The sequence below is a fragment of the Mycolicibacterium arcueilense genome (genome assembly GCF_058536225.1).
This window is the reverse complement of the sequence record NZ_JBZTYL010000007.1, coordinates 107,830-131,683: the sequence shown is the minus strand read 5'-3', so window position 1 is coordinate 131,683 and position 23,854 is coordinate 107,830. Positions and strand designations below refer to the sequence as shown.

General features: G+C 67.1%; 30 protein-coding genes. 6 read left to right on the top strand and 24 right to left on the bottom strand.

Annotation, left to right across the window (positions count from 1 at the left end; translation table 11 throughout):
• Window positions 1-166: 166 nt before the first annotated feature.
• From rpsQ to rpsJ, 11 genes are read right to left on the bottom strand one after another with little or no spacing between them, the layout of a single operon-like run.
• Window positions 167-463 (bottom strand): 30S ribosomal protein S17, encoded by a 297-nt coding sequence (gene rpsQ / locus AC4LGL_RS04755; protein WP_055109976.1) that lies wholly within the window; start codon window positions 461-463, stop codon window positions 167-169.
• Window positions 463-696, bottom strand: coding sequence for a 50S ribosomal protein L29 (gene rpmC / locus AC4LGL_RS04750; protein WP_055109978.1), 234 nt, complete (start codon window positions 694-696; stop codon window positions 463-465). The genes rpsQ and rpmC overlap by 1 nt, the downstream gene beginning before the upstream one ends.
• Complete coding sequence (rplP, locus tag AC4LGL_RS04745) at window positions 696-1,112, bottom strand: 50S ribosomal protein L16 (protein ID WP_205262643.1); 417 nt, start codon at window positions 1,110-1,112, stop codon at window positions 696-698. The genes rpmC and rplP overlap by 1 nt, the downstream gene beginning before the upstream one ends.
• Window positions 1,113-1,115: 3 nt before the next feature.
• A complete protein-coding gene (rpsC, locus tag AC4LGL_RS04740) occupies window positions 1,116-1,949 on the bottom strand; it encodes a 30S ribosomal protein S3 (RefSeq protein WP_491837848.1) in 834 nt (277 codons plus the stop codon).
• Window positions 1,949-2,416 carry a 50S ribosomal protein L22 gene (rplV, locus tag AC4LGL_RS04735; protein ID WP_491837847.1) on the bottom strand — a complete coding sequence of 156 codons (468 nt, stop codon included), beginning with the start codon at window positions 2,414-2,416 and terminating at the stop codon, window positions 1,949-1,951. Before rplV ends, rpsC begins: the two co-directional genes overlap by 1 nt.
• On the bottom strand, window positions 2,413-2,694 hold the full coding sequence (gene rpsS / locus AC4LGL_RS04730; protein WP_003883480.1) for a 30S ribosomal protein S19: 282 nt from the start codon (window positions 2,692-2,694) through the stop codon (window positions 2,413-2,415). Before rpsS ends, rplV begins: the two co-directional genes overlap by 4 nt.
• 21 nt (window positions 2,695-2,715) lie before the next feature.
• Window positions 2,716-3,552, bottom strand: coding sequence for a 50S ribosomal protein L2 (gene rplB, locus AC4LGL_RS04725; RefSeq protein ID WP_044516133.1), 837 nt, complete (start codon window positions 3,550-3,552; stop codon window positions 2,716-2,718).
• 28 nt (window positions 3,553-3,580) lie between these two features.
• The gene (gene rplW / locus AC4LGL_RS04720) at window positions 3,581-3,883 is read right to left on the bottom strand and encodes a 50S ribosomal protein L23 (RefSeq protein ID WP_064885135.1); all 303 of its coding nucleotides are present in this window, start codon (window positions 3,881-3,883) and stop codon (window positions 3,581-3,583) included.
• Window positions 3,883-4,533, bottom strand: coding sequence for a 50S ribosomal protein L4 (gene rplD, locus AC4LGL_RS04715; protein ID WP_491837846.1), 651 nt, complete (start codon window positions 4,531-4,533; stop codon window positions 3,883-3,885). The genes rplW and rplD overlap by 1 nt, the downstream gene beginning before the upstream one ends.
• Window positions 4,533-5,183 carry a 50S ribosomal protein L3 gene (gene rplC, locus AC4LGL_RS04710; protein WP_044516127.1) on the bottom strand — a complete coding sequence of 217 codons (651 nt, stop codon included), beginning with the start codon at window positions 5,181-5,183 and terminating at the stop codon, window positions 4,533-4,535. The genes rplD and rplC overlap by 1 nt, the downstream gene beginning before the upstream one ends.
• 14 nt (window positions 5,184-5,197) lie before the next feature.
• Complete coding sequence (gene rpsJ, locus AC4LGL_RS04705; protein ID WP_003883485.1) at window positions 5,198-5,503, bottom strand: 30S ribosomal protein S10; 306 nt, start codon at window positions 5,501-5,503, stop codon at window positions 5,198-5,200.
• Window positions 5,504-6,037: 534 nt separating this feature from the next.
• Between rpsJ and AC4LGL_RS04700 the strand changes: the two genes are divergently transcribed.
• Entirely contained in the window at window positions 6,038-6,526 is a 489-nt protein-coding gene (locus AC4LGL_RS04700; protein WP_491837845.1) for a hotdog fold domain-containing protein, read from the top strand.
• Window positions 6,527-6,590: 64 nt separating this feature from the next.
• Here AC4LGL_RS04700 and AC4LGL_RS04695 read toward each other — a convergent pair whose 3' ends face one another.
• Window positions 6,591-6,944 carry a nuclear transport factor 2 family protein gene (locus AC4LGL_RS04695; RefSeq protein WP_491837844.1) on the bottom strand — a complete coding sequence of 118 codons (354 nt, stop codon included), beginning with the start codon at window positions 6,942-6,944 and terminating at the stop codon, window positions 6,591-6,593.
• Between the two features lie 5 nt (window positions 6,945-6,949).
• A complete protein-coding gene (locus AC4LGL_RS04690) occupies window positions 6,950-8,563 on the bottom strand; it encodes a carboxylesterase/lipase family protein (RefSeq protein ID WP_491837843.1) in 1,614 nt (537 codons plus the stop codon).
• Window positions 8,564-8,669: 106 nt separating this feature from the next.
• On the opposite strand from AC4LGL_RS04690, the gene AC4LGL_RS04685 reads away from it, so the two are divergent.
• Window positions 8,670-9,923, top strand: coding sequence for a cytochrome P450 (locus AC4LGL_RS04685; protein WP_064932854.1), 1,254 nt, complete (start codon window positions 8,670-8,672; stop codon window positions 9,921-9,923).
• On the opposite strand, the gene AC4LGL_RS04680 is transcribed toward AC4LGL_RS04685, so the two are convergent.
• The gene (locus tag AC4LGL_RS04680) at window positions 9,908-10,537 is read right to left on the bottom strand and encodes a TetR/AcrR family transcriptional regulator (protein WP_491837842.1); all 630 of its coding nucleotides are present in this window, start codon (window positions 10,535-10,537) and stop codon (window positions 9,908-9,910) included. The genes AC4LGL_RS04685 and AC4LGL_RS04680 overlap by 16 nt on opposite strands.
• Window positions 10,538-10,619: 82 nt before the next feature.
• Here AC4LGL_RS04680 and AC4LGL_RS04675 point away from each other — a divergent pair, with 82 nt between their 5' ends.
• Entirely contained in the window at window positions 10,620-12,251 is a 1,632-nt protein-coding gene (locus tag AC4LGL_RS04675; protein WP_491837841.1) for an MFS transporter, read from the top strand.
• Here AC4LGL_RS04675 and mftG read toward each other — a convergent pair.
• The 7 genes from mftG to mftA all read right to left on the bottom strand — a co-directional run bounded on the left by mftG (window position 12,181) and on the right by mftA (window position 18,691).
• On the bottom strand, window positions 12,181-13,599 hold the full coding sequence (gene mftG, locus AC4LGL_RS04670; protein ID WP_491837840.1) for a mycofactocin dehydrogenase MftG: 1,419 nt from the start codon (window positions 13,597-13,599) through the stop codon (window positions 12,181-12,183). The two genes, AC4LGL_RS04675 and mftG, sit on opposite strands and share 71 nt — an antisense overlap.
• Window positions 13,600-13,605: 6 nt before the next feature.
• Window positions 13,606-15,018 carry a mycofactocin biosynthesis glycosyltransferase MftF gene (gene mftF / locus AC4LGL_RS04665; RefSeq protein ID WP_491837839.1) on the bottom strand — a complete coding sequence of 471 codons (1,413 nt, stop codon included), beginning with the start codon at window positions 15,016-15,018 and terminating at the stop codon, window positions 13,606-13,608.
• Window positions 15,015-15,758 carry a mycofactocin biosynthesis peptidyl-dipeptidase MftE gene (mftE, locus tag AC4LGL_RS04660; protein ID WP_491837838.1) on the bottom strand — a complete coding sequence of 248 codons (744 nt, stop codon included), beginning with the start codon at window positions 15,756-15,758 and terminating at the stop codon, window positions 15,015-15,017. Before mftE ends, mftF begins: the two co-directional genes overlap by 4 nt.
• 132 nt (window positions 15,759-15,890) lie before the next feature.
• Window positions 15,891-17,075: a pre-mycofactocin synthase MftD gene (mftD, locus tag AC4LGL_RS04655; RefSeq protein WP_055109998.1), complete on the bottom strand. Its 1,185-nt coding sequence runs from the start codon at window positions 17,073-17,075 to the stop codon at window positions 15,891-15,893.
• Window positions 17,076-17,079: 4 nt separating this feature from the next.
• Window positions 17,080-18,282: a mycofactocin radical SAM maturase gene (mftC, locus tag AC4LGL_RS04650; RefSeq protein WP_491837837.1), complete on the bottom strand. Its 1,203-nt coding sequence runs from the start codon at window positions 18,280-18,282 to the stop codon at window positions 17,080-17,082.
• On the bottom strand, window positions 18,279-18,593 hold the full coding sequence (gene mftB / locus AC4LGL_RS04645) for a mycofactocin biosynthesis chaperone MftB (RefSeq protein ID WP_055110001.1): 315 nt from the start codon (window positions 18,591-18,593) through the stop codon (window positions 18,279-18,281). Before mftB ends, mftC begins: the two co-directional genes overlap by 4 nt.
• 2 nt (window positions 18,594-18,595) lie before the next feature.
• A complete protein-coding gene (mftA, locus tag AC4LGL_RS04640) occupies window positions 18,596-18,691 on the bottom strand; it encodes a mycofactocin precursor MftA (RefSeq protein WP_003881928.1) in 96 nt (31 codons plus the stop codon).
• Between the two features lie 93 nt (window positions 18,692-18,784).
• Here mftA and mftR point away from each other — a divergent pair, with 93 nt between their 5' ends.
• Window positions 18,785-19,390, top strand: a complete 606-nt coding sequence (gene mftR / locus AC4LGL_RS04635; RefSeq protein ID WP_491837836.1) for a mycofactocin system transcriptional regulator MftR — start codon at window positions 18,785-18,787, stop codon at window positions 19,388-19,390.
• Here the strand turns inward: mftR and AC4LGL_RS04630 are convergent.
• Window positions 19,376-20,119: a phytanoyl-CoA dioxygenase family protein gene (locus tag AC4LGL_RS04630; RefSeq protein ID WP_491837835.1), complete on the bottom strand. Its 744-nt coding sequence runs from the start codon at window positions 20,117-20,119 to the stop codon at window positions 19,376-19,378. The genes mftR and AC4LGL_RS04630 overlap by 15 nt on opposite strands.
• Before the next feature lie 94 nt (window positions 20,120-20,213).
• On the opposite strand from AC4LGL_RS04630, the gene AC4LGL_RS04625 reads away from it, so the two are divergent.
• Window positions 20,214-20,729, top strand: a complete 516-nt coding sequence (locus AC4LGL_RS04625) for an RNA polymerase sigma factor (protein WP_064932872.1) — start codon at window positions 20,214-20,216, stop codon at window positions 20,727-20,729.
• Complete coding sequence (locus tag AC4LGL_RS04620; RefSeq protein ID WP_491837834.1) at window positions 20,726-22,006, top strand: VOC family protein; 1,281 nt, start codon at window positions 20,726-20,728, stop codon at window positions 22,004-22,006. Before AC4LGL_RS04625 ends, AC4LGL_RS04620 begins: the two co-directional genes overlap by 4 nt.
• 62 nt (window positions 22,007-22,068) lie before the next feature.
• Here the strand turns inward: AC4LGL_RS04620 and AC4LGL_RS04615 are convergent, their stop codons facing one another.
• Complete coding sequence (locus AC4LGL_RS04615) at window positions 22,069-23,256, bottom strand: NAD(P)/FAD-dependent oxidoreductase (protein ID WP_491837833.1); 1,188 nt, start codon at window positions 23,254-23,256, stop codon at window positions 22,069-22,071.
• A gap of 70 nt (window positions 23,257-23,326) precedes the next feature.
• Entirely contained in the window at window positions 23,327-23,773 is a 447-nt protein-coding gene (locus tag AC4LGL_RS04610) for an Rv2324 family transcriptional regulator (protein ID WP_064895307.1), read from the bottom strand.
• Between the last annotated feature and the right edge of the window lie 81 nt (window positions 23,774-23,854).

Below are 23,854 nucleotides of genomic sequence, written 5' to 3'. Positions count from 1 at the left end.
TCCCTCACCCAAAAAGGGTGAGGGAATAATCAATTCGCACCCACCGGTGAACACGGCGCTACTGGTTCGGGTCTACTCTTAGCGACCAGACGCAAAAGTGCCCCAAACCCGAAGGGGTTTGGGGCACTTTTCTGTCTGCTCGCGCGGAGAAGAGAAGGAGCCTTCGCTACTTCGCCTTTTCCAACACCTCGACCAGCCGCCACCGCTTGGTGGCCGACGTCGGCCGGGTCTCCATCAACGAGACGCGGTCGCCGATGCCGGCGTCGCCGTTCTCGTCGTGCGCCTTGACCTTCTTGGTGGTCCGGATGATCTTGCCGTAGAGCGGGTGGCTCTTACGATCTTCCAGCTCGACCACGATGGTCTTCTGCATCTTGTCGCTCACCACGTAGCCGATGGCGGTCTTACGACGGCCGCGCGGCTTCTCGGTGGCCGGGGTGTGCTTGGGGCCCTTGGTCTCTGCCATTACGAATCCTCACCAACGGGCCCGGAAGCCAGACCCAACTCACGTTCACGCAGCACGGTGTAAACCCGTGCAATCTCCTGGCGCACGACGCGCAGCCGACGGTTGTTGGCCAGCTGACCGGTCGCCATCTGGAAGCGCAGGTTGAACAGCTCTTCCTTGGACTCGCGCAGCTTTGCCGTCAACTCGGTGTCGGACAGTTCACGCAGCTCACCAGGCGTAGTTCCCACTGCCATCAGAACTGCTCCTCTCGACTCACGATGCGTGCCTTGATCGGCAGCTTGTGGATTGCGCGAGTCAGTGCTTCCTTGGCGATCTTCTCGTCGGGGTAGCTGATCTCGAACAAAATGCGGCCCGGCTTCACGTTGGCGATCCACCACTCCGGCGAACCCTTACCGGAACCCATGCGGGTCTCGGCGGGCTTCTTGGTCAGCGGACGGTCCGGGAAGATGTTGATCCACACCTTGCCGCCACGCTTGATGTGCCGGTTGATGGCGATACGAGCGGACTCGATCTGCCGGTTGGTGATGTAGGCGTGGCCGAGGGCCTGGATGCCGTAGTCACCGAAGCTCACCTGCGTGCCACCGCTGGCGATGCCACGCTGGCGCGGGTGGTGCTGCTTGCGGTGCTTGACCTTACGGGGAATCAGCATGATTTAGCTCTCCGTGCTCTCAGCGGCAGGCGCAGCCTCAGCAGCGACAGCCTCAGTAGCGGCGGGCGCATCTCCGGTGGCGGCGCGGCCGGCTTCGGTGCTCGTCGCCGTGGTGCCCGAAGAACCGCTACGACGCGGCCGGGTGCCCGACGGACGCTCACGACGCGGCCGGTCGCTGGCCGGTGCGGCGGCGGTCAGCTCACGCTTACCACCGACGATGTCGCCCTTGTAGATCCACACCTTCACGCCGATCCGGCCGAAGGTGGTCTTGGCCTCGTACAGGCCGTAGTCGATGTCCGCGCGCAGCGTGTGCAGCGGAACCCGACCCTCGCGGTAGAACTCCGAGCGGCTCATCTCAGCACCGCCGAGGCGGCCCGAGCACTGCACCCGGATGCCCTTGACGTTGGGCTGACGCATCGCCGACTGGATCGCCTTGCGCATCGCGCGGCGGAACGCCACACGGTTGCTCAGCTGCTCGGCGACACCCTGGGCGACGAGCTGCGCCGTCGACTCCGGGTTCTTCACCTCGAGGATGTTGAGCTGAACCTGCTTGCCGGTCAGCTTCTCCAGGTCGGCACGGATACGGTCGGCCTCGGTGCCGCGGCGACCGATGACGATGCCGGGGCGCGCGGTGTGGATGTCAACTCGGACTCTGTCGCGAGTGCGCTCGATCTCCACGTCGGCGATGCCAGCACGCTCAAGACCAGTGGCCAGCAGACGCCGGATGGCGACGTCTTCCTTCACGTAGTCCTTGTACTGCTTGTCGGCGTACCAGCGGGACTTCCACTCGGTCGTGATGCCGAGCCGGAAGCCGTGGGGATTGATCTTCTGGCCCACTACTCCGAGCCTCCCTTCGTCTCGGCAGACTTCTTCGTGGCGGTCGCGGCCTTGCTGCCCTGAGCGCGACGGCTACGTGCCGAACCGGCGGCCGCACCCTTCTGCTTGGGCGGACGGCTTTCCACGATCACGGTGATGTGGCTGGTCCGCTTGCGGATCCGGAACGCACGCCCCTGGGCACGCGGACGGATGCGCTTGGCGGTCGGACCCTCATCGGCGTGGATGGTCGCAACCACCAGCGTCGTCGGGTCCAGGCCCTCGTTGTTCTGCGCATTGGCGGCAGCGCTGGCGATCACCTTGGCGACCGGTTCGCTGGCGGCCTGCGGCGCCCACCGCAAGATGTCGAGGGCTTGCTCGACACTCTTGCCGCGGACCAGGTCGATGACACGACGGGCCTTGCTGGCCGAGACACGCACGAAGCGTGCCTGCGCCGTCGCGGACGGGTATTCAGTGACTGTGGTACTCATCGCCGCTTGCTCTTCCGGTCGTCCTTGATGTGACCCTTGAAGGTGCGCGTCGGGGCGAATTCGCCGAGCTTGTGCCCGACCATCGCCTCCGTGACGAACACCGGGACATGCTTGCGGCCGTCATGCACCGCAAAGGTGTGCCCGATGAAGTCGGGGAGGATGGTCGACCGACGCGACCAGGTCTTGATGACCTGCTTGGTGTTCTTCTCGTTCTGAACGTCGACCTTCTTGAGCAGATGGTCGTCGACGAACGGACCCTTTTTGAGACTACGAGGCATCGCTGCTACTCCTTCCGCGGCCTAGCGCTTCTTGCCGGTGCGCCGGCGACGGACGATGAGCTTGTCGCTCGGCTTGTTGGGCTTGCGGGTGCGGCCCTCGGGCTTGCCCCACGGGCTGACCGGGTGGCGGCCACCGGAGGTCTTGCCTTCACCACCACCATGCGGGTGGTCAACCGGGTTCATGACGACACCACGGACGGTCGGGCGCTTGCCCTTCCACCGCATACGGCCGGCCTTGCCCCAGTTGATGTTGGCCTGCTCGGCGTTGCCCACCTCGCCGACGGTGGCGCGGCAGCGCACGTCGACGCGACGGATTTCACCGGAGGGCATACGCAGCGAGGCGTAGGTGCCTTCCTTACCCAGCAGCTGGATGCTCACACCGGCCGAGCGGGCCAGCTTGGCACCGCCACCGGGCCGCAGCTCCACAGCGTGGATCACGGTGCCGGCGGGGATGTTGCGCAGCGGCAGGTTGTTGCCGGGCTTGATGTCGGCGTTCGGCCCCTGCTCGATGACGTCGCCCTGCTTCAGACCCTGCGGCGCGATGATGTAGCGCTTCTCGCCGTCCAGGTAGTGCAGCAGCGCGATGTTGGCGGTGCGGTTGGGGTCGTACTCGATGTGAGCGACCTTGGCGTTGACGCCGTCCTTGTCGTGGCGACGGAAGTCGATGAGGCGGTATGCACGCTTGTGGCCGCCACCCTTGTGCCGGGTGGTGATGCGGCCGTGCGCGTTACGCCCACCGGTGCCGTGCAGCGGACGGATGAGCGACTTCTCCGGAGTCGAGCGAGTGATCTCGGCGAAATCGGAGACGCTCGAACCGCGACGACCCGGGGTCGTCGGCTTGTACTTGCGAATTCCCATATCAGTTAAATCCTCTTAGTTCCCGGCGTTACGCCGGGGCTCCGAAAAGCTCGATCGGCTTGCTGCCGGCGGCCAGGGTCACGATGGCGCGCTTGGTGTCCTTGCGCTTACCGAAGCCCGAGCGGGTGCGCTTGCGCTTGCCCTGCCGGTTGGCGGTGTTCACCGAGCTCACCTTGACGTCGAAGATCTTCTCGATAGCGATCTTGATCTGCGTCTTGTTGGAGTCCGGGTGCACGACGAACGTGTACACGTTGTCCTCGATCAGCCCGTACGACTTCTCCGAGATGACCGGGGCCAGGATGATGTCGCGGGGGTCGGTCACGGTAGCCATCAGGCCGACACCTCCTCTTTCTTCGTGTTGGCCTCGATGTAGGCGTTCAGAGCCTCGACCGAGAACACCACGTCGTCAGCGTTGAGCACGTCGTAGGTGTTCAGCTGATCCGGCGAGATCACGTGCACACCAGGCAGGTTGCGGACGCTGCGGGCGCCGACCTCATCGGTGCGGCCGATGACGACGAGAACCTTCTTGTTCTCGGTCAGGCTGCCCAGGAACGCCTTGGCGCTCTTGGTCGACGGGGTCTGGCCCTCGATCAGTTCGGTGATCGCGTGGATGCGCTCGTTGCGGGCCCGGTCCGAGAGCGCACCGCGCAGAGCGGCCGCGATCATCTTCTTCGGGGTCCGCTGGCTGTAGTCGCGCGGCTGCGGGCCGTGGACGACGCCACCACCGGTGAACTGCGGTGCACGGGTCGAACCCTGACGGGCGCGGCCGGTGCCCTTCTGGCGGTACGGCTTCTTGCCACCGCCGGACACCATGGCCCGCGTCTTGGTGGCATGCGTGCCCTGGCGCTTGGCGGCCAACTGGGCGTTGACGACCTGGTGCATCAGAGCGATGTTCGGCTCGACGTCGAACAGCGCGGCGGGCAGCTCCACGGAGCCGTCCTTCTTGCCTGCCGGCGTCTTCACATCAATTTTGAGAGTCATTACTTCTCGCCTCGCTTGATTGCGCTGCGGACAACCACCAGACCACCGTTGCGTCCGGGGATGGCGCCCTTGATCAACAGCACGCCGTTCTCGGCATCGACCTTGTGAACCTTGAGGTTCTGCGTGGTCACCCGGTCGTGGCCCATGCGGCCCGACATCCGGGTGCCCTTGAACACACGGCCCGGGGTGGCGCAGCCACCGATGGAGCCGGGGCGGCGGTGCACTGCCTGGGCGCCGTGCGAGGCGCCCTGGCCGGCGAAGCCGTGACGCTTCATGGTTCCGGCGAAGCCCTTGCCCTTGCTGGTGCCGGTCACGTCGACGTAAGCACCGTCGGCGAAGATCTCGGCGGTCAGCTCCTGGCCCACTTCGTACTCGGCGGCGGCAGCCTCGTCGACCCGGAGCTCAGCCAGGTGGCGGCGCGGGTTGACACCCGCGGCGGCGTACTGACCGGTGACGGGCTTGTTGACCTTGCGCGGGCTGATCTCGCCATAGGCGAGCTGCACGGCGCTGTAGCCGTCGCGCTCGGGGGTACGGATAAGGGTCACCACGTTGGGGCCGGCCTTGACGACCGTCACCGGGACGACTTTGTTGTTCTCGTCGAACACCTGCGTCATGCCCAGCTTGGTGCCCAAAATGCCTTTTCTAGCCATTTTTCTCGGGTCTCCTACTGGATGTTGACGTCGACACTGGCCGGCAGATCGATGCGCATGAGCGCGTCAACCGTCTTCGGCGTCGGGTCGAGGATGTCGATCAGTCGCTTGTGGGTACGCATTTCGAAATGCTCCCGCGAGTCCTTGTACTTGTGCGGCGACCGAATCACGCAGTACACGTTCTTCTCGGTCGGCAGCGGCACGGGGCCCACCACACTGGCACCGGTACGGGTGACCGTCTCGACGATCTTGCGCGCCGAGGCATCAATGGCCTCATGGTCGTAGGCCTTGAGCCTGATGCGGATCTTCTGTCCCGCCACGCTTCTCCTACCTCTACTTCGTACATCGGCCGGCCGTATCGAAGCCTCGATGGGAAAACCCACCGAAACCCGTCGGGCCTGGTCCCCGGCGCGGGTGCGCCGAGTATTTGCCGCCGCTGTTTACCTGTCTGTGGTCCACCGGCCCCCGCGGTCGGGCGTGTCGCCTTCGCGCACATTTTCTCGCCCTGAAAATCAGTCGCGATCTAATGTTGGGACCGGATGCGCCCGTGGGGGCGCGGGTCGGATGCCCGGCCAGGAATACCCGGCTCAAGGCAACCCGAACAGTATGCCCTAGATCTGGGCGTGCTCCAAATCCGCGATCGAGCAGGTCGGGGCCCGTCGGCGCGGCCGGCAGCAACGAGCCTCCAACTAGCGGATCTCCCAGTGTTTTCCGACCTCAGACACCCGTCGGCCAGACGCGGTCCGCGTATGTAGCGCCATGGCGGAAGAACGCGCTTCGGTCCGCCACTGCGCTTCACCCGCGACGGCGCTGGTGACACTCTGCCGAACTTACTTTTGAGTAAGGTATGGCGCATGACGCAGTCTCCGGTGGGCACACCCAGCGCTACCTATAAAGCATGGAAGAAGTTGTCATCGCTGCCCGGCGGCAGCTGGGCGTTCTCCGCCGCAGCCATGGCCCGGGTGCCCTACTTCGCGTCGGTCCTCCCCCACGTCGTCCGGATGGAACCGGGACTGGCCGAGGTGACGGTGCCGAAGTGGTTCTACGTCTACAACCACCTGCACACCGTGCACGCCATCGCGTCGTGCAATGCCGCGGAGATGGCGATGGGCATGCTCATGGAAGCCACCGTGCCGACAACGCACCGCTGGATCCCCAAGGCCATGAATGTGCAGTACCTCGCCAAGGCCACCACCTCGCTGCGGGCCCGCGCCGAGCTCACTCCGCCAGATTTCGGCACCATCACCGAAGGCACCGACATCGTGGTGCCGGTCAGCATCACCGACCGCCACGGCGTCGAGGTGGTGCACGCCGATATCACCACCTGGGTGACGCCGGCCTAGGTCGCCGAGCGTGCCCTCAGATCGCGATGTGCGCCGAGTCCGCGATTTGAGCGCACAGTCGGCGCTAGTCCAGATAGGTGCCGTGCCCTTCGCGCACCAGTGCGCCGTCGAACAGCAGCACCTCGTTGACCAGCCCGCCGTTCTGGTTGCGGTAGTGGATCACCAGGGCCGATTCGCCGCGATAGGTCGCCAGCACCTCGAAATGCAGGTCCGGCATGCCGACCAGCGCCGTCGTCCAGTAATGCCGCAGCGAGTCCTTGCCCCGCACCACACCCCCGGTCTCGGGGAAGAGGCGGGCGGCTACCGGTGAACTGAACACCACGTCGTCGTGGAAATGCGCGAGTACCGCGTCCACGTCGTGCGCGTTCCACGCACGCACCCATTCCTCGGCAAAGGCCTGCGGATCCGGTGTCGCCATCGAGTTCACTTCTCCCTCAACCCAGCCCAGAACGGGCATTGATGCTCATCTGGGTAGCCATTGTCGACGCGACTGCCGTCGGCCCGCAACGACATTCGGCCGTCACCGTAGTGGGGCCAGTCCGGTTGACCGTCGACCGCCGGGTCGCCGGTGCGCACGAAGGCGCTCCAGTAGTCGATCATCTGGTCCGAAAGTCGCTGCTGCGCCGGGTCCAGCGGCGGCGCCCCGCCGACGTCGAACAGATAGCGGAGCTCCAGCGAGTGACTGGCTCCGACCGGGAAGGGCAGCGTTCGCATGACCTCGGGTGCGGGGGCAGAGCGATCGTTGAACTCGTAGGCGTAGACCGGTCCGGTGCGAGAGAGCTCACCGGCCATCCGCTCCGACACACAGCTGAATTCACCGTCGGTGACCGCCGCCGAATATGCCTGCGCCACACCGCCGTACCGATCGACGGGATAGTGTGCGCCGACGGCCGCGGCATCGACACCGAACGTCTCGGACAGCAGCCGCGGGTAATCCCCCGCGACGTAGCGCTGTCCCAGGCGCAGGTAGCGCAACGCCACGAAGAGCGTGAACTCATCGCGGGTGGTGCCGATGAGCACCGGCACCGGTTCGGCCCGGTCCGATGCGAACGCGGCCAGCGGGGCCTGCGGAATCACAGTCGACCCGGTGACCGGACCGGTCAGCTCGTCGCTGCCGATATTGAAGTACCACACCGGTTTCCGCAGACTGTCCACCGGCAGGGCCCGCAGGCAGGTGGCCGCCACCGCGGGGTCGGGGCAGCCGGCAGCGGCCGCGTAGTCGAGCGAGCGGCGGGTCGCGGCGGCGAGATCGGCCTGGGCCTGGCACGGCGCGCTCATCAGGATCGCGGCCCGGAACAACCCCGCCGAGCCGGGTGACACCAGGTGGTCGCACACCGACATGCCGCCCGCGGATTCACCGGCGACAGTGACCTTTTCCGGATCGCCGCCGAAGTCGGCGATGTTGTCGCGCACCCACTGCAGCGCCGCCCGCTGGTCAGCCAGACCGTAGTTGCCGACGTCGCCACCGGCGCCCAGGGCCGGGTGAGCCAGGAACCCGAGCGCCCCGAGGCGGTAGTTGATCGTCACCACGACGATGTCGCCGTGCGCGGCCAGCCGTCCCGCGTCGTAGATGCCACTGCTGCCGCCGGCGAACGCGCCGCCGTGGATCCAGACCATGACGGGACGCTTCTCCTCCGAGACCGGCGGCGTCCAGACGTTCAGGTTCAGGCAGTCCTCGGCGGTGTTCGCTCCGCGTTCGGGATCGGAATCGGGGTCCTGGATGCACCGCGGACCCGGGCGGGTGGCGTCACGCTCCCCCGGCCAGCCCGGCGCGGGGACCGGTGCCGCGAATCGCATGGGGCCCACCGGCGCGGCGGCATACGGCACACCGGCGAACAACCGATGGTCGGATACCACTGTGCCGCGCAAGGTTCCGGCAGCGGTCCGGACCACTGCCGGGTCCTGCCCTTGCACCAGGCCGGGCGGAGCGGCAGCTGAACTGCCGGGCGTCGCCGCCCGGCCGCCACCCCGTGCACAGCCTCCCACCAGCATGGCCAACACTGCCAGCAACGCGACGACGCGACGCCCGGACCGCATGGCTGCGAGCGTACGGGGCCGATCGGCATATTCGACTCCCTTACGTGGCGCCGATCACATATGGTGGCAATTGACACCCGTCAAGTTCTGCCAGTGAGGAGTCTGTATGAGCGCGCCGACAATGGATGACGCCGCGAAGGTGCTCGCCGATCCGACGGCTTACGCCGACGATGCACGCCTGCACACCGCGCTGACCCATCTGCGCGCGAACAACCCGGTGGCCTGGGTCGACAATCGGCCCTACCGGCCGTTCTGGGCCATCACCAAGCACGCCGACATCATGGCGATCGAGCGGGACAACGAGCTGTTCATCAGCGAGCCCAGGCCCCTGCTGGCCACCGCGGCGGCCGACGATCTGGCCAAACAACAGCTCGAGGCCGGCATGGGCCTGCGCACACTGATCCACATGGACGACCCGCACCACCGCAAGGTTCGGGCGATCGGCGCAGATTGGTTCCGCCCCAAGGCAATGCGTGACCTCAAGGTCCGGGTGGACGAGCTCGCCAAGCGCTATGTCGACAAGATGCGCGACATCGGGCCCGAGTGCGACTTCGTCACCGCCATCGCCGTCGACTTCCCGCTCTACGTGATCATGTCGCTGCTCGGGCTGCCCGAAGAGGACTTCGGCCGCATGCACATGCTGACCCAGGAGATGTTCGGCGGCGACGACGACGAGTACAAGCGCGAGGGGGGCTCACTGGAAGATCAGCTCGCCGTACTGATGGACTTCTTCGCCTACTTCTCGACGCTGACCGCGTCGCGCCGCGCCAACCCGACCGCGGACCTGGCCTCGGCGATCGCCAACGGCACCATCGACGGGGAACCGCTGTCCGACGTAGACACCGCGTCGTACTACGTGATCGTCGCCAGCGCGGGACACGACACCACCAAGGACGCGATCTCGGGCGGACTCCATGCACTCATCGAGAACCCGGACCAACTCGCCAGACTGAAGGCGCAACCCGATCTGATGGGCACCGCGGTCGAAGAGATGATCCGGTGGTCCACCCCGGTCAAGGAGTTCATGCGCACCGCCACCGCCGACACCACCGTGCGCGGCGTACCGATCGCCAAGGGCGAATCCGTCTACCTGGCCTATGTTTCCGGCAACCGTGACGAAGAGATCTTCGACAACCCACATCGCTTCGACGTCGGCCGGGATCCGAACAAGCACCTGGCATTCGGATACGGCGTGCACTTCTGCCTGGGTGCAGCACTGGCCAGGATGGAGATGAACAGCTTGTTCACCGAGCTGCTCGGTCGGCTGGATTCCATCGAATTGGCCGGAACACCAGAGCTTTCCGCGACCACGTTCGTCGGTGGGCTCAAGCACCTGCCGATTCGTTACTCGCTGCGCTGAGCCTGCCCGGTCCGCCGGTGGGTGGCCAGGAAGCCATCCACCGCGGCCTGCACACACCTGGTGTAATCGAACTCGGCCAGCGTGCTGAGCTTGCCCAACACGATCGGCCCCAGCAGTAGCGCGGCGGCCTGCGTCCGATCCACCTCGCCGAGTTCGGCGAGCGCCTCGGGACTGTCGAAGATCGCCTCGAACGGCAACGCGTACTGTTCGGCCACCCGCTCACGCAATGTCCGCACCTCGGCGCTGTCATCGCTCCGCCACGGCAACTGCTCCATGTCACCACCGAGGGCCAGCCACGACATGGCGGTGACGCTGATCGGAGCCTCGGCAATCGAATCGGCCTGCGCCTGAACCAGGGCGATCAGCCGGTCCCGCAGCGAGCCGTCCGCCGGCGGCATCGGCGCCGCCGGGATGAGCGCCCGAAAAGCCGCGGCCAGCAAGTCATTTCCGCTCGGGAAGTGCCGATACAACGTCGCCCTGGCCACGTTCGCCGCCCGGGTGACCGCGTCGACTGTCACCGCACTGGGCCCGCCCGAGCGCAACAGCGTCGTGGCTGCCTCGAGCAACCGGGCCCGGGATCGGGCCGGCCGGGGGTCACGGCTTTCGGCGGTCATGCGCCCACACCTCCATAAAACAGACTTACCGTCTCGCTCCAAGACTGTTAGTCTCGAAACTTCACCGACGAAGGAGGACGGCATGTCCGACACCCTCGTCGAGTCTGGCCAGGATATCGACCCAGGCCTGGCGTATCTGTCGATCCGGAAGCGATATTGGCTGCTCGCGGTGGCCTGCATGGACGTCTCCATCGTGATCGCCTCGATGGTGGCGCTCAACGCCGCCCTACCCGACATCGCCCGTCAGACCGCAGCCACCCAGGCCCAACTCACCTGGGTGATCGACGGATACACCCTGGTGCTCGCCTGCCTGCTGCTACCGGCCGGCGCGATCGGCGACCGCTACGGCAGACGCGGTGCCCTGCTGACCGGGCTCGCGGTCTTCATCCTGGCCTCGGCGGCACCTCTGCTCTTCGACGACCCCGTTCACCTGATCATTTCCCGTGCGGTGGCCGGGGCCGGCGCAGCCTTCATCATGCCGGCCACCCTGTCCCTGCTCACCGCGGCATTTCCGAAATCCGAGCGCAACAAGGCAGTTGGGATCTGGGCCGGTGTCGTCGGATCGGGCGCTGTCTTCGGCTTTCTCGTCACCGGTGGGTTGCTGCACTTCTGGGCGTGGCAGTCGATCTTCGCAGCGTTCGCCATCGCCGGGGTCGGGCTGTTCATCCTGACCTGCACGGTGCCGTCCTCCCGGGATGAGGACGCCACACCGCTGGACTGGTTCGGGGCGCTCCTCATCGGCGCGGCGGTGGCGGTCTTCGTACTCGGGGTGGTGGAGGCGCCGATGCGCGGTTGGACGCACCCGGTGGTATGGGGTTGCATCGCCGGCGGAATCGCCCTCGGGGCGGCCTTCACCGTCGCCCAGCTCAAGAGCCGGCACCCGCTGCTCGATGTCCGGTTGTTCAGAAAGCCTGACTTTGCCACCGGCGCGGTGGGCGTCACGTTCCTGTTCTTCGCGAACTTCGGGTACTTCTTCGTCAGCATGCAGTACATCCAGCTCGTCATGGGATACAGCCCGATTCAGACCGCAATCGCCCTGTGCCCATTGATCCTTCCCGTGCTGGTGCTCGGCGCCACCACCCATTGGTATCTGCCCCGGCTGGGTTTGCGGCTGTGCGTATCGCTCGGCCTCCTCGTGATCGCCGCCGGACTGATGTGCATGCGGCTGCTCGAATTGGATTCCAGCTACGTCGACTACGCCTGGCCACTGTTCATCATGAGCACTGGCATGGGATTGTGCACCGCACCAACGACTTCGGCGATCATGGGCGCCGTACCCGACGAGAAACAGGGTGTGGCCTCCGCGGTCAACGACACCACCCGGGAAGTCGGCGCCGCGGTGGGCATCGCGGTGGCCGGTTCCATCCTGGCCGCCCAGTACCAGGATCACCTGGGGCCCAAGCTGGCCGGACTTCCCGCCGAGGTACGCGAGCCCATCCTGAGCTCACTGGCCGAAGCCCTTGCCGTAGCCGGACAACTCGGCCCACAGGGTGCGGCCGTCGGCGAGCTGGCCAAGCAGGCGTTCCTCGACGCCACCAACTCGGCTCTGCTGGTGATGGCGGCGGTGCTCGCGGTGGCCGGGACGTTCGTCGCGATCTGGGCACCGGGCCGCGACGGTGAGCAGCTCCGAGTGATCCGGCGGCTCAGGTCGCCAGGAACTCCGCAGCCCGATGACCGATCATGGCAATGGTCGCGTGCGGGCCGCGGCTGGTGATGGCCGGCATGATCGACCCGTCCACCACCCACAGTTTCTCGACGCCCAGCACCCGGCAGGTCGGATCCAGCACTGCCTGCTCCCCGGTTCCCATGGGCGCCGTACCGGCCAGATGCTGCGATGTCGACCACGACGCCTCACCGACTTCTGCTGTGTGACTGACCAATTCACGAGCGAGTTCCGCGCCCCGGCGCAAAGCGTCGACGTCCTCGGCCACCGTGTCGTAACGATGCTCGATCACCGGCGCCACCGTCGGGTCGGCCGATGCCAACCCGACCCGGCCCCGTGAGTGCGGGCGCATCAGCGCCACCCCGAGGTGCGGAAGCTCGGCGGGGTCGTGCCCCGGCCCGTGCACCATGGCCGAAAAACCTGCGGTGTACGGACGCACTTCGATGCCGCCGTCGGTGGTCAGCACGGCCTCCAGCGGCGGCAGGTCGTGAGTCGGCGTCCAGGAGACCGGCAGCACCCATTCCGGATGGTCCACGGTGTGCATGCCGACCGGAAGATCCGAGACCACCTCGATGCCGAGCGCTTCGAGCTCAGCCGCCGGCCCGATGCCCGACAGCAGCAGCAGCTGGGCTGATCCAATTGCCCCAGAACACAGCACAATTCGATCGGCACTGAGAACAGATCCGTCTTCGCACTGCACTCCGACAGCCCGGTTCGCACGGAACAGCACGCGGTGGACCCGGGTGTCGGTCACCAACCGGAGATTGGGCCGCCCTAGCGCCGGTTGCAGGTAGGCACCACCCGGGCCAACCCTGTTGCCGCCGTTGATGTTCAGCGGAACGGCGCCGACCCCGGCCGGCAGTGCCGTCGCAGCGGTGGACCCGTTGAGGTCATCGATCCAGCCGAACCCGGTACCCATCGCCGCGTCGACGAAAGATGCTGTGCACCCGTCGAATTCGCGTACCCGGCGGACCGTGATCGGCCCGGCGTCGCCATGCAGGGAGGTATCGAAATCCAGATCCGTCTCGATGGCACGGAAATGCGGCAGTACATCGTCCCAGCCCCACCCCGGCACGGCCCACCGGTCGAAGTCTCCTGGCAGTCCCCGGCAGAAATAACCGCCGTTGACCGCACCGGAGCCACCCACCACCGATCCCCGGATGATCTCGGTGTGCCGGGGCGGGTGCTCGGTCAGTACCGAGACATAGTGGCGAACCACCGAACTGGCAGCCCCGATCGGCAGGCGCAGCGCATCGGTGATCTGCGCCGCCACCCGAGGGTCACTGGGCGCCGGACCGGCTTCCACGACCGTGACATGGCAGCTCGGATCGACGGAAAGCCGTTCGGCCAGAATTGATCCGGCGCTACCGGCACCGACGATCAGGACGTCTCGCTCCAACTCGGGCTAGCTCCGCAGCTGCGGCTTGAGCGCGCCCAGCTGACGTTCCCGCACCACACCGGTCCACAGGCCGATCCCGTAGGCGAGATCGTCCAGACGCTTGAGCAGGATGTGGGTCAGCAGACCGACGGGCTTGGTGTCGTCGTCGGCATTGCCGCGTCGGGTCGCCCAGTCGACCACGCCGTCCAGCACCGCGGCCACCAGGACCGCGTGTCTGGCCCGTCGGAACATCAGGGCGGCGACGAGGGCGACCGGCCAGTAGTGCCGACAGATCGCCGAACACAGCTGCAGAGCCGCCGACCACAGCCCGCGCGCGGTCACCGCGGCGACCTCGGTGGGTTCGGTGTCGACCGCGCTGAGGGACCGCGCGATGCGCCGGCCGGTGAAGATCGCGATCACCACCGAGCCCAGGTAGCCGAAACACGACCCCATCGCCAGCAGCAGCCAGACCATCAACGTCCACCCGGAGATCACCACGGGGGCTGTCTTGCCCGGGTGCCGGACTGTCAACGGCGCTGCCGACGTGCCGTAGAAAGCCTTGCGGTTGAACCACTCTCGCAGATCTGTCCGGTGATCATGGGCAACCAGCGCGATGGGCTCATACCGCAGGCGGGCCCCGGTTTCGACCAGACGCCAGCACAGGTCCACATCCTCACCCGACTGCATGGTCTCGTCGAAGCCGCCCACCGCGGCCAGCGCCGCGCGCCGGCAGATGATCGCCGCGCTGGGTACGTAGGACACCGAGCCGTAGGGCACCACCGGCGCCTCCCGCACCCCGAGGTCCAGGGACGAACGCACCGCCTCGTACCGGGCCACCACGTTGTCAGCGGTGTGCAGCCCGACGATGCGGGGTGCGACCAGCGCCACGGCCGGGTCGCAGAAGTGGCCGAGCAACGCCTCGAGCCACCCGCGCCGCGGCACCACATCCGAGTCGAGGAACGCCACGAAATCGGTCTCCGTCGCGGCGAGGCCGGTGTTGCGGGCGGCCGCCGGGCCGTTGCTGCGGAAGTGCCGGAGCACCTGCACGTCGCAGTGCATCCCGGCGAATTCTGATTGCGAGACCGGAACCGCCGAGCCGTCGTCGACCACGATCACCCGAAGGCCCCGCAACGCCGAGATGAGCCGGTGCAGACCGGATACGTTGTCGCGCACCGGAATAATGACCGTCACATCACGGTGGGACGGACCACTGGGCGGACGGGGATGGGCGACCGTGGCGTCGAGCAAAGTCCGGGCCAGTTGCGCGCTCTGCGCGTCGTGGACCTCGAGACGGCCGCCGTTGAGCATGGTCTGCGCCGTCGGAGCCAGCCGCAGCAACCGGGTCGGCGACCCGCCGAGTAGGGCGGCGCCGGCCCCGAGCACCTTGACACGGCGATCCACCTGTACGGCAAAACCGTCGGGCAGCCTCGGTCCGGTCATGTCAGCAATCCGTTCCGGTCCGGTTGCCACCGCCGTATCCGACCGGCGCAGCCGTTGACCATCTCAGCAAAGATACGCTCCCCCTCGGCAGCCGTGGCGGTTGTCGGGTCACCCAGTACCCCGACTTCGCTGACGGCCGCAATCCCGCCACTGCGCATGGCCGGCATGAGCTCGGCCAGCGGGGCGGTGTTCCCGGGAGCCAGGCTGTCAGCCCAGACATCGCCGGGCGAAATATGTAGCAATACAGATGTTTCGGTATGCCCCGCGTGTGCGTCGGCGCCCGCGGCGATACACGGGACCCAGCCGACGTCGCGGCTCTCCTGGCGCAACAGGGCCACCGCAGCGGCCAGCGCCTCCACATTCCCCCCGTGACCATTGACAAACACCAGACGCGACGCCCAGCTCAATGCGGAACGCCCGTACTCCAGCAGCAACGACCGCAGAGCTGCGGTGCCGATCGACACCGTTCCGGGGAACCCCTCGTGCTCGCCACTGGCGCCGTAGTGGACGGGCGGCGCGACCACCCAGTCACCGGACGACGCGTCATCGAGGTGCTCGAGCAGCGCATGCGAGACCGCGGCGGCGATGCGCGTGTCGGTGTCCAGCGGCAGGTGCGGACCATGTTGCTCGGTAGAGCCCACTGGGACGATCAACATTGGCGACATGCTGCGTAGCTGTCTCGACGTTGAGTTCCCGAGCCCGCTGGGGAAAGCCACGTGCCGATGGTAGGCCCAATTCACCTACTGTGCGCCAATTGTTGGAGCACAGGCAGCAATTGATTTGCCGTAGCTTTCCCGGCACCGGTCGTGAACATCACGTACGTCTCTCCCGCCACCCCTGTCACGCTGCACCTCAAGGTGAACGTCAGCGTGTCAGGCGCGCGGCACACCGAGGGTCCGGGTGAAGCCCTCCGGAACCAGGATGTCCTCCGGCGTCAGGTCGTGGATCGACGACTTGCCCAACCCGCGCAGCGCGGAGTCGATGCCGCCGCTCAGGATGTCCAGCACATTCTCGACACCCGCCTGGCCGTTGGCGGCCAGACCCCACAGATAGGCCCGGCCGATCATGACGGCCCGGGCGCCCAGCGCCACGGCCTTGACGACATCGCTGCCCCGACGGATCCCGCCGTCCAGCAAAACCTCGACCTGATCCCCCACCGCGTCGGCGATGGCGGGCAGGCAGCGGATCGCCGCGGGCGTGCCGTCCAGGTTGTTGCCGCCATGGTTGGACACCGTGATCGCCGAAACACCCGCATCCACGGCACGTTTGGCGTCATCGACCCGCACCATGCCCTTGAGTAGGAAAGGACCGCCCCACTGCTCCCGCAACCAGGCGATGTCCTCCCAGGTCGGGGGCGGGGTACCCATCCACTGGCCGTAGGCCTCGAAGAACGTCGGCCCCGGCTCGCCGGCGCGACCCTGGTTCGGCACCCGCAGGTCCGGCGGACGCAGGTGCTTACCGAAGCTCCACAGCCAGCGCGGCTTGGTGAGCACCTCCGGAGACATCCGCAGCATCGTGCGCAGGTCCATTCGCTCCGGGATCTTCGGGCTACCCCAGTCGCGGCCGTGGCTGAAGCTCCAGTCGGTCGTGGCGATGAGCCCGACGGCGCCGGCGTCCTTGGCCCGCTGGACGCGCTCGGCGATCTCGTCGCGCGACCCGAGCCAGTAGATCTGGAAGAAGATCTTGTCGTTGACGGCGGTGACTTCCTCCATGGGCTTGCTGGCGAAGGACGACAGCCCCATGGCCGTGCCGCGGGCTGCGGCGGCTCGGGCGACAGCCACCTCACCGTCGGGGTCGACGGCCTGAACGCCGGTCGGCGAGATGATGACGGGCATCGAAATGTCCTGCCCCATCACCGTTGTCGCCATCTCACGCTTCTCCGTGGCACCCACCACGTGCGGCGCGAAACCGAGCTCGGCGAACGACTCCACGTTGTCGGAGACCGTCACGCCCTTCTCGCTGGCAGAGATCAGCGACGAGTAGGCGGACTTGGGCAGCCGCTTCTTCGCCCGCTGCTGGGCGATGGCGACGGTCTCGAACCAGGTATCACGAGCCATGGAGTTACACCGGACTTTCGTTACAGATGCGGGCCGGCGGCTTGGTCAGCAACTTCAGTGCCACCGGGCCCTGCTTGGTGCCGCGGGAGTGATCGCCGCTGGGCTTGGGTTTGATGCGCTCGGCCGCCAGGGCCGGTTCGCCCCAGCCTTCGACGCACTCGGGATCCGGCCCGTCCATCGGCAGACCGGTGAAGAACTTGGCTGCCATGCAGCCGCCGCGGCAGGCGTCGTAGTGCCCGCAGCCGCTGCAGGCGCCGGCCGACTGGGGCTCGCGGAGCTCGCGGAAGAGCGGGGAGTACTGCCAGACGTTCTGGAAGCCGGCACCGAAACCGGTGTCTTCCAGAATGTTTCCGGCGAGGAACTTGTCGTGGATGGCGAACGGGCAGGCGTAGACGTCGCCCACCGGATCGATCAGGCAGACCACCCGGCCGGCACCGCACAGGTTCAGCCCGGCCAGTGCACCAGGCTCACCCAGCCCGGACAGGTGGAAGAACGAGTCACCGGTCAGCACCCGCTCACCGTGGGCGACCAACCAGTTGTACAGCTGGCGCTGCTGGTCCGGGGTCGGGTGCAGCTCATCCCAGACATCGGCGCCGCGGCCCGACGGGCGCAGCCGCGTGATCCGCAGCGTGGCACCGTAGCGGTCTGCCAACGCCTTGAACTCGTCGAGCTGATCGACGTTGTGGCGGGTGACCACCACCGAGATCTTGGCATCCGAAAAGCCGGCGGCGGCAAGGTTTTCCAGAGCGCGCACGGCCATGTCGAACGAGCCCTTGCCGCGCACGGCATCGTTGACCTCGGCATTGGCGCCGTCCAGGGAGATCTGCACGTCGACGTAGTCGCTGGCGGCGAGTTTCGCAGCCACCTCGGGCGTGATGCGCACCCCGTTGGTGGAGAACTTGACGCCGACGTGATGGGCGGTCGCGTAATCGACGAGTTCCCAGAAGTCCGGGCGCACAGTCGGTTCCCCGCCGCCGATGTTCACGTAGAACACCTGCATGCGTTCCAGCTCGTCGATGATGTCCTTGCACTGCTGTGTGGACAGTTCACGTGGATCGCGCTTCCCCGACGAGGACAGGCAGTGCACACACGCCAGGTTGCAGGCGTAGGTGAGCTCCCAGGTCAGGCAGATAGGGGCGTCGAGTCCGTGTTCGAACTGCTCGACGAGCCTTGGAACAGGCGTGCGCGCGGGCGCAACAGAAGTCATTGTGGATTCCCGGGGATGAGCATCTTCGAGGACACCAGCACGCTCAGCGCGTGCAGGTAAGGGCCTTGGTCGGAGTCGGCGATACCGACCGCGCGACACGCGGACCGGGCGTCGGGGTGGTCAGCCAGTGAGTTGACCACCTCGACGACCGTCCGGTTCTTCAGAAACGACAGCTTGCGGGTTCCGAAGTGATACAGCAGGGCACCGAACGGCTCCGGCCGCACCGCCACCTGGTGGTGCAACCGCCAGCTGACATTCGGGTCGAAGACGACGCCGACGTGCCCGGCCGTATCGGCAACCTGTGTAGACACGGTCAGTAAACCCCGCACATACCGTCGATCGAGACCTCTTCGACGAGCGTCTCGGTGACGAGCTGGGTTTCGGTTTCGGCCTGCGGGTTCTGATCCATGAATCGCACCTTTCCTGTAACTGTGGGTCTCGACAATTGTGACCTGAGTCGCAAGAATATGGCATCGAGTGCACAAATGGAAGGGCGGGTTCTATGCGGCAGGGATCCGGGCCCCGCGTCGGCAGGCGCCCGTCCACCACGCAGGACCACATCACCGACGTCGCGCTGGCATTGTTCGCCGCCCACGGCTTTGACGAGGTGAGCGTCGACGACGTGGCCAAAGCCGCCGGCATCGCGCGACGCACGCTGTTCCGCTACTACGCCTCCAAGAACGCCATCCCCTGGGGAGACTTCGACGCCCACCTGCAGCACCTGCGCGATCTCCTCGCCGCGCTGAGCTCCGAAATCCCGCTGGCCGAGGCCCTGCGCGAAGCACTGCTGTCGTTCAACACCTACGACACCCAGGAGATGGCCCAACACCGCCTGCGTATGCGCGTCATCCTGGAAACCGCAGGGCTGCAGGCATATTCGATGACGATGTACGCGGGATGGCGTGAAGTCATCGCCACCTACGTGGCACAACGCATCGGCGCGACCCCCGGGGACCTGATGCCCCAGACCGTCGGATGGTTGATGCTCGGAGTCGCGCTCTCGGCCTACGAACACTGGCTTGCCGACGAGTCCGTCGCACTGCCGGACGCCATCGGCCGGGCCTTCGAAGTGGCGCGCCCGGGTCTGGAAGCGCTAGCCCCGCAGTAACCCGTCCCACGCCGCAGCCAGTGCCGCGGGCCCCTGCGGACCGAGCCTCTCGGTGAGCATGATCGGCGCCTGCGACATGAAACGCGGTGCGCTACCGCGATGTACATCGGCGGCGTGCACGGTGAACGGATGCAGCACGTACATAGCGCCGGGCCGGCCCGTCGCATGGGCCACCGGACAGGCTCGGGCGGCAGCGTCCACCAAGGCACCGGCCTCGATGAACTCGACGGGATCGGGCCCGAGCACCCGGGCGACCTCGCGATGCGAACCCACCCGGATCCGCGTCGGCGCGTCGTCGGGTCCCACCTCGGACAGCAGGGTCAGCACCAGGACGGTGTGCGGACGCCCGCTGACCGCCCACTCCCCGCCCGGCAGCGGGGTGTTGGCGTCGACGTGCCAGCCCCGGTCCTCTGCGGGCGGATCCACCGGGAACCGCACCGGGATGTTGCCCAGGGCCCCACGCGGCAGCCAACCTCCTCGTCCGCAGATCGCGTCGAGGGCATCGGTGAGCGCTGCGTTGTCCACCAGTTGCCGGAACGGACCGGCGCCGGTCAGATCGGCCGTCCACACCACCGCGCTCGTCCACGACGCGGGCTCATCCGGAGACAGTCCGATCTGCGTCCAAAGCAGATCCCGGGCGGCATCGGCGTTTTCGGCCGGCGCGGCCTGTTCGACCTTGACGAACCCGTCCCGCTTGAATGCCTCGACGTCCACCACGCCGACCACCATGACGCACCTCCCCTGACCGGCGCCAATGGTTTTCCGGCGAAAAAACTTCGCCCAAGGCCGTCGGAGTTCGGTGCCCGGCGGCGACGATAGGGGTGTGAGCGCCGAAACAGACGCTCCGCGGGCGCTGCTGAGGTGCTACGACGAGGCCCTGCCGGCGGTGTACGGCTACTTCGTACGCCGCTGCGGTGACCGCGGAACCGCCGAGGACCTGACGTCGGAGACGTTCCTGGCCGCCATGGACGCGGCCCGCAGACCGTCGCCGCCGCCGATCTCGGTGCCCTGGTTGATCGGGGTGGCCAGGCACAAACTCGCCGACCACTACCGCCGCCGCCACGACCGGTTCACGGTGCCGGTGGCCGAACTGCCCGAACCGGTCGATCCGGCCGACGACTGGGACGCCGAACTGGATCGCATTGTCGCCGAAGCGGTTCTGGCCCGGCTGCCCGAACAGCACCGGACCGTGCTCGCCCTGCGTTACCTCGACGACTGCTCGGTGGGTGAATGCGCCGAGCTGATCGGGCGCACGGTGCATGCCACCGAGGCCCTGCTGGTCCGGGCCCGCCGAGCCTTCAGAGCCCAGTACCCGACACCGGAGGGAGGGACGTCGTGATCAACAGCCACGATCCGTTGACCGTGCTCCGCGGCGACGACCCACCGGTCTCCCCCGACCCGGCGTTCGCCGCCCGGCTGCGCGCGCGGCTGGAAGCGGCGCTCACCCTTCCCGAACGCACCGAAGGAGTTGACATGAGTGGAACCGAAACTGCCATCGCCGAACTCAACAAGCCCGCGGCGGTTGCCGCTCCCACCCGGTCCGCCGTGGTGGCCTACCTGGCGGTGCCCGACGCCCGCGCCGCGATCGCCTGGTACATCGACGCGCTGGGAGCCGTTCAGGTCGGTGAGCCGATCGTGATGGACGACGGCCGTATCGGCCACGCCGAACTCGCACTGGCCGGCGGGGTGTTCTACCTGGCCGACGAATATCCAGAGATCGGCCTGAAAGCGCCTGCACCCCATGCCAACTCGGTGAGCCTGATGCTGGAGGTCCCGGACACCGACGCGGCACTGGAACGGGCCCGCACGCTGGGCGCGCAGGTACAGCGGGAACCGTACGAGAACTACGGCACCCGCAACGCGGCGATCATCGACCCGTCCGGACACCGCTGGATGCTGTCCGGGCCTGCGACCGGAGCCGCGGTCCCCATCCAGCACGGCGACGTCGGATACGTCTCCGTGTGGGCCCCCGACGCCGCACGGGCCGCGGCCTTCTACGGCCACGTGCTGGGCTGGACCTACGACCCCGCCACCGGCCAGGTCACCAACACGCGACAGCCCGTCGGCATCTTCAGCGTCGCGGGCGCCGCCAACCTGTTCTGCTGCTACGCGGTGACCGATCTGGACGGAGCACGCCAGGCGATCCTCACCGGCGGCGGTCAACCCGGCCAGACCCAGGAATTCGACTTCGGCACCGTGCTCGACGCCACCGATCCGGCCGGCACCCCGTTCGCGGTATTCCTGCCCGCACCGGGCACGCCGAGGCCGGAACTGAACGGCGCAGGGCCAGGCGAGCTTTCGTACCTCACCTACGAGGTGCCCGACTCGACGGCATTCAAGGAGTTCTACAGCCGACTGTTCTTCTGGACCTTCGAGCCCGGCCGGATCACCGACGGTTGGGGCGTCCAGGGCAGTCAGCCGATGGCGGGGGTGGCCGGCAGTGCCGAGAGTGCCACCGCGGTGCCGATGTGGACGGTCGCCGATATCGACGCCGCGGTCGCCCGGGTCCGCGAGGCCGGCGGCACCGTGCTGCAGCAGCCGTCACGACAGGACTACGGCTTCATGGCCGAGTGCACCGACGACCAGGGTGTCCGGTTCTACCTCGGCCAGGTCTAGAGCGATTTGGGTGCGGCCAGTAACGCTGACCGTTACCGGACGTACCCAAATCGCGGAGAAGATCAGCCCAAGACGTCGGAGATGGGCGCGCCCGCGGCGATCTTGCCGCGGGCCTTCATCACCTTGCCGGGCATGCCGCCGCCGACCACACCGACCACGACACCGTCGCGCTCGTAGAAGGCCAGGAACTTGCGGCCGTCGTCCTCGACCACGTGCACGACATCGTCGGCCTCGGGCTCACCGAGGCACTGGATCTTGACGTCGTACTGATCGCTCCAGAAGTACGGCACCGACACGACGGGCGAGGCCTCCTGGCCCAGGATCGCCGGCACCATGGCCCGCGCCTGATCGGCGACATTGCTCCAATGCTCAACGCGCGCTTGGTCACCCACGTGGTCGCGCCACGATGCGACATCGCCGATGGCCCACACGCCCGCGGCGCTGGAGCGGCCGACCTCGTCGCACACCACACCGTTGTCGAGCGCGATCCCGCTGCCGTCGAGCCACTCGACCGCCGGGTGCGAGCCGATGCCGACGACCACCAGGTCGGCGTCGAGTTCGGTGCCGTCGCCCAGCACGACCTGCTCGACCTTGTCGGCGCCACGCACTTCGCTGACCCCCACACCGCAGCGCACGTCGACGCCCTCGGCCTGGTGCAACCGGGTCACCAGGGCCCCGATCTGCTCACCCAGCACCGAGGCCAGCGGGGTGGGCTGCGGCTCCACCAGCGTCACCTCGACATCGAGCTTGCGCAGGCTCGCGGCCACCTCGCAGCCGATGAAGCCGGCACCGACCACGACGGCCCGCCGGGCCTTACCGGCGTGCTCCCGCAGCGCCATGCTCTCGTCGTAGTTGCGCAGCACGTGGATTCCGGCCAGGTCGCCGAAGGAGCGGATGCGCTTGGGCACCAGTCCGGTCGCGATGATCAGCTCGTCGTAGGCGACATCGCTGCCGTCGGCCAGCTTCAGCGTCTTGGCGGCGGTGTCCACCGACTGCGCGGCGGAGCCGAGCCGCAGCGTGATGTTGTTCTCGGCGTAAAACTCGGCCGGCTTGAGGGTGACGTCGTCCGTCTCGGCGCGCAGCACTTCCTTGGACAGCGGCGGCCGATCGTAGGGCAGATGGTCCTCGTCGCTGACGATCGTGATGGGCCCGGCGTACTCCGACCGGCGCAGCTGTTCGGCCGTCCGGGCCGCAGCCAGGCCGCCGCCGACGATGACGATGCCCGCTGCAGATCCCGTTGAAGTAGTCACGTGGGGTTTTTACACGATCGGGGTTAAACGTTGTAGGGCACCCTACGTTTGCGCAGGCCGATGACCTCCGTCACGACCGGCCCCGGTCGATGACGTTGGTGAGCACCACGATGCTCTCGCTGCGCTCGATCCGGGCCGTCGAGCGGATGCGTTCCAGGGCCTCTTCGAGGTGGCGCATGTCCCGTGCCAGTACATGCAGGATCGCGTCGGCGGTACCGGTGACCGTTGCCGCACTGACCACTTCGGGGATGTCGATCCAGGCCGCGCGCAACTGATCCGGGGCGATCGTGCCCTGGCAGAACACCTGCACGTAAGCCTCGGTGCGCCACCCCAGCACGTTGCGGTCGATCACGGTGGTGAAGCCGCGGATCACCCCGTCGGCCACCATCCTGTCCACCCGGCGCTTCACCGCAGGAGCCGACAGATTCACGCGCTGTCCGATCTCGGCGAATGTCGCCCTGGCGTTCTCGGTGAGTTCGGCCAGGATCCGTTCGTCGGTGTCGTCCAGGCGCTCCATGTCGACCTCCACGCAACAAACCGCCGCAATATGGCGGTTCATGCAATATATCCCTGCCCTAGACGCAACAGGGAACGATTG

Excerpts from the sequence above, each read along its gene's own strand:
- AC4LGL_RS04685 (WP_064932854.1), top strand. The coding sequence starts at position 8,670 with ATGAGCGCGCCGACAATGGATGACGCCGCGAAGGTGCTCGCCGATCCG.
- rplB (WP_044516133.1), bottom strand. The coding sequence starts at position 3,552 with ATGGGAATTCGCAAGTACAAGCCGACGACCCCGGGTCGTCGCGGTTCG.
- rpsS (WP_003883480.1), bottom strand. The coding sequence starts at position 2,694 with ATGCCTCGTAGTCTCAAAAAGGGTCCGTTCGTCGACGACCATCTGCTC.
- rplD (WP_491837846.1), bottom strand. The coding sequence starts at position 4,533 with ATGACTCTCAAAATTGATGTGAAGACGCCGGCAGGCAAGAAGGACGGC.
- AC4LGL_RS04610 (WP_064895307.1), bottom strand. The coding sequence starts at position 23,773 with ATGGAGCGCCTGGACGACACCGACGAACGGATCCTGGCCGAACTCACC.
- AC4LGL_RS04700 (WP_491837845.1), top strand. The coding sequence starts at position 6,038 with ATGACGCAGTCTCCGGTGGGCACACCCAGCGCTACCTATAAAGCATGG.
- AC4LGL_RS04695 (WP_491837844.1), bottom strand. The coding sequence starts at position 6,944 with ATGGCGACACCGGATCCGCAGGCCTTTGCCGAGGAATGGGTGCGTGCG.
- mftC (WP_491837837.1), bottom strand. The coding sequence starts at position 18,282 with ATGACTTCTGTTGCGCCCGCGCGCACGCCTGTTCCAAGGCTCGTCGAG.
- mftF (WP_491837839.1), bottom strand. The coding sequence starts at position 15,018 with ATGACCGGACCGAGGCTGCCCGACGGTTTTGCCGTACAGGTGGATCGC.
- AC4LGL_RS04675 (WP_491837841.1), top strand. The coding sequence starts at position 10,620 with ATGTCCGACACCCTCGTCGAGTCTGGCCAGGATATCGACCCAGGCCTG.
- AC4LGL_RS04630 (WP_491837835.1), bottom strand. The coding sequence starts at position 20,119 with ATGGTGGTCGGCGTGGTGGACGTCGAGGCATTCAAGCGGGACGGGTTC.
- AC4LGL_RS04690 (WP_491837843.1), bottom strand. The coding sequence starts at position 8,563 with ATGCGGTCCGGGCGTCGCGTCGTCGCGTTGCTGGCAGTGTTGGCCATG.
- AC4LGL_RS04680 (WP_491837842.1), bottom strand. The coding sequence starts at position 10,537 with ATGACCGCCGAAAGCCGTGACCCCCGGCCGGCCCGATCCCGGGCCCGG.
- mftD (WP_055109998.1), bottom strand. The coding sequence starts at position 17,075 with ATGGCTCGTGATACCTGGTTCGAGACCGTCGCCATCGCCCAGCAGCGG.
- mftA (WP_003881928.1), bottom strand. The coding sequence starts at position 18,691 with ATGGATCAGAACCCGCAGGCCGAAACCGAAACCCAGCTCGTCACCGAG.
- rpsQ (WP_055109976.1), bottom strand. The coding sequence starts at position 463 with ATGGCAGAGACCAAGGGCCCCAAGCACACCCCGGCCACCGAGAAGCCG.
- rplP (WP_205262643.1), bottom strand. The coding sequence starts at position 1,112 with ATGCTGATTCCCCGTAAGGTCAAGCACCGCAAGCAGCACCACCCGCGC.
- mftR (WP_491837836.1), top strand. The coding sequence starts at position 18,785 with ATGCGGCAGGGATCCGGGCCCCGCGTCGGCAGGCGCCCGTCCACCACG.
- rpmC (WP_055109978.1), bottom strand. The coding sequence starts at position 696 with ATGGCAGTGGGAACTACGCCTGGTGAGCTGCGTGAACTGTCCGACACC.
- rplV (WP_491837847.1), bottom strand. The coding sequence starts at position 2,416 with ATGAGTACCACAGTCACTGAATACCCGTCCGCGACGGCGCAGGCACGC.
- rplW (WP_064885135.1), bottom strand. The coding sequence starts at position 3,883 with ATGGCTACCGTGACCGACCCCCGCGACATCATCCTGGCCCCGGTCATC.
- rplC (WP_044516127.1), bottom strand. The coding sequence starts at position 5,183 with ATGGCTAGAAAAGGCATTTTGGGCACCAAGCTGGGCATGACGCAGGTG.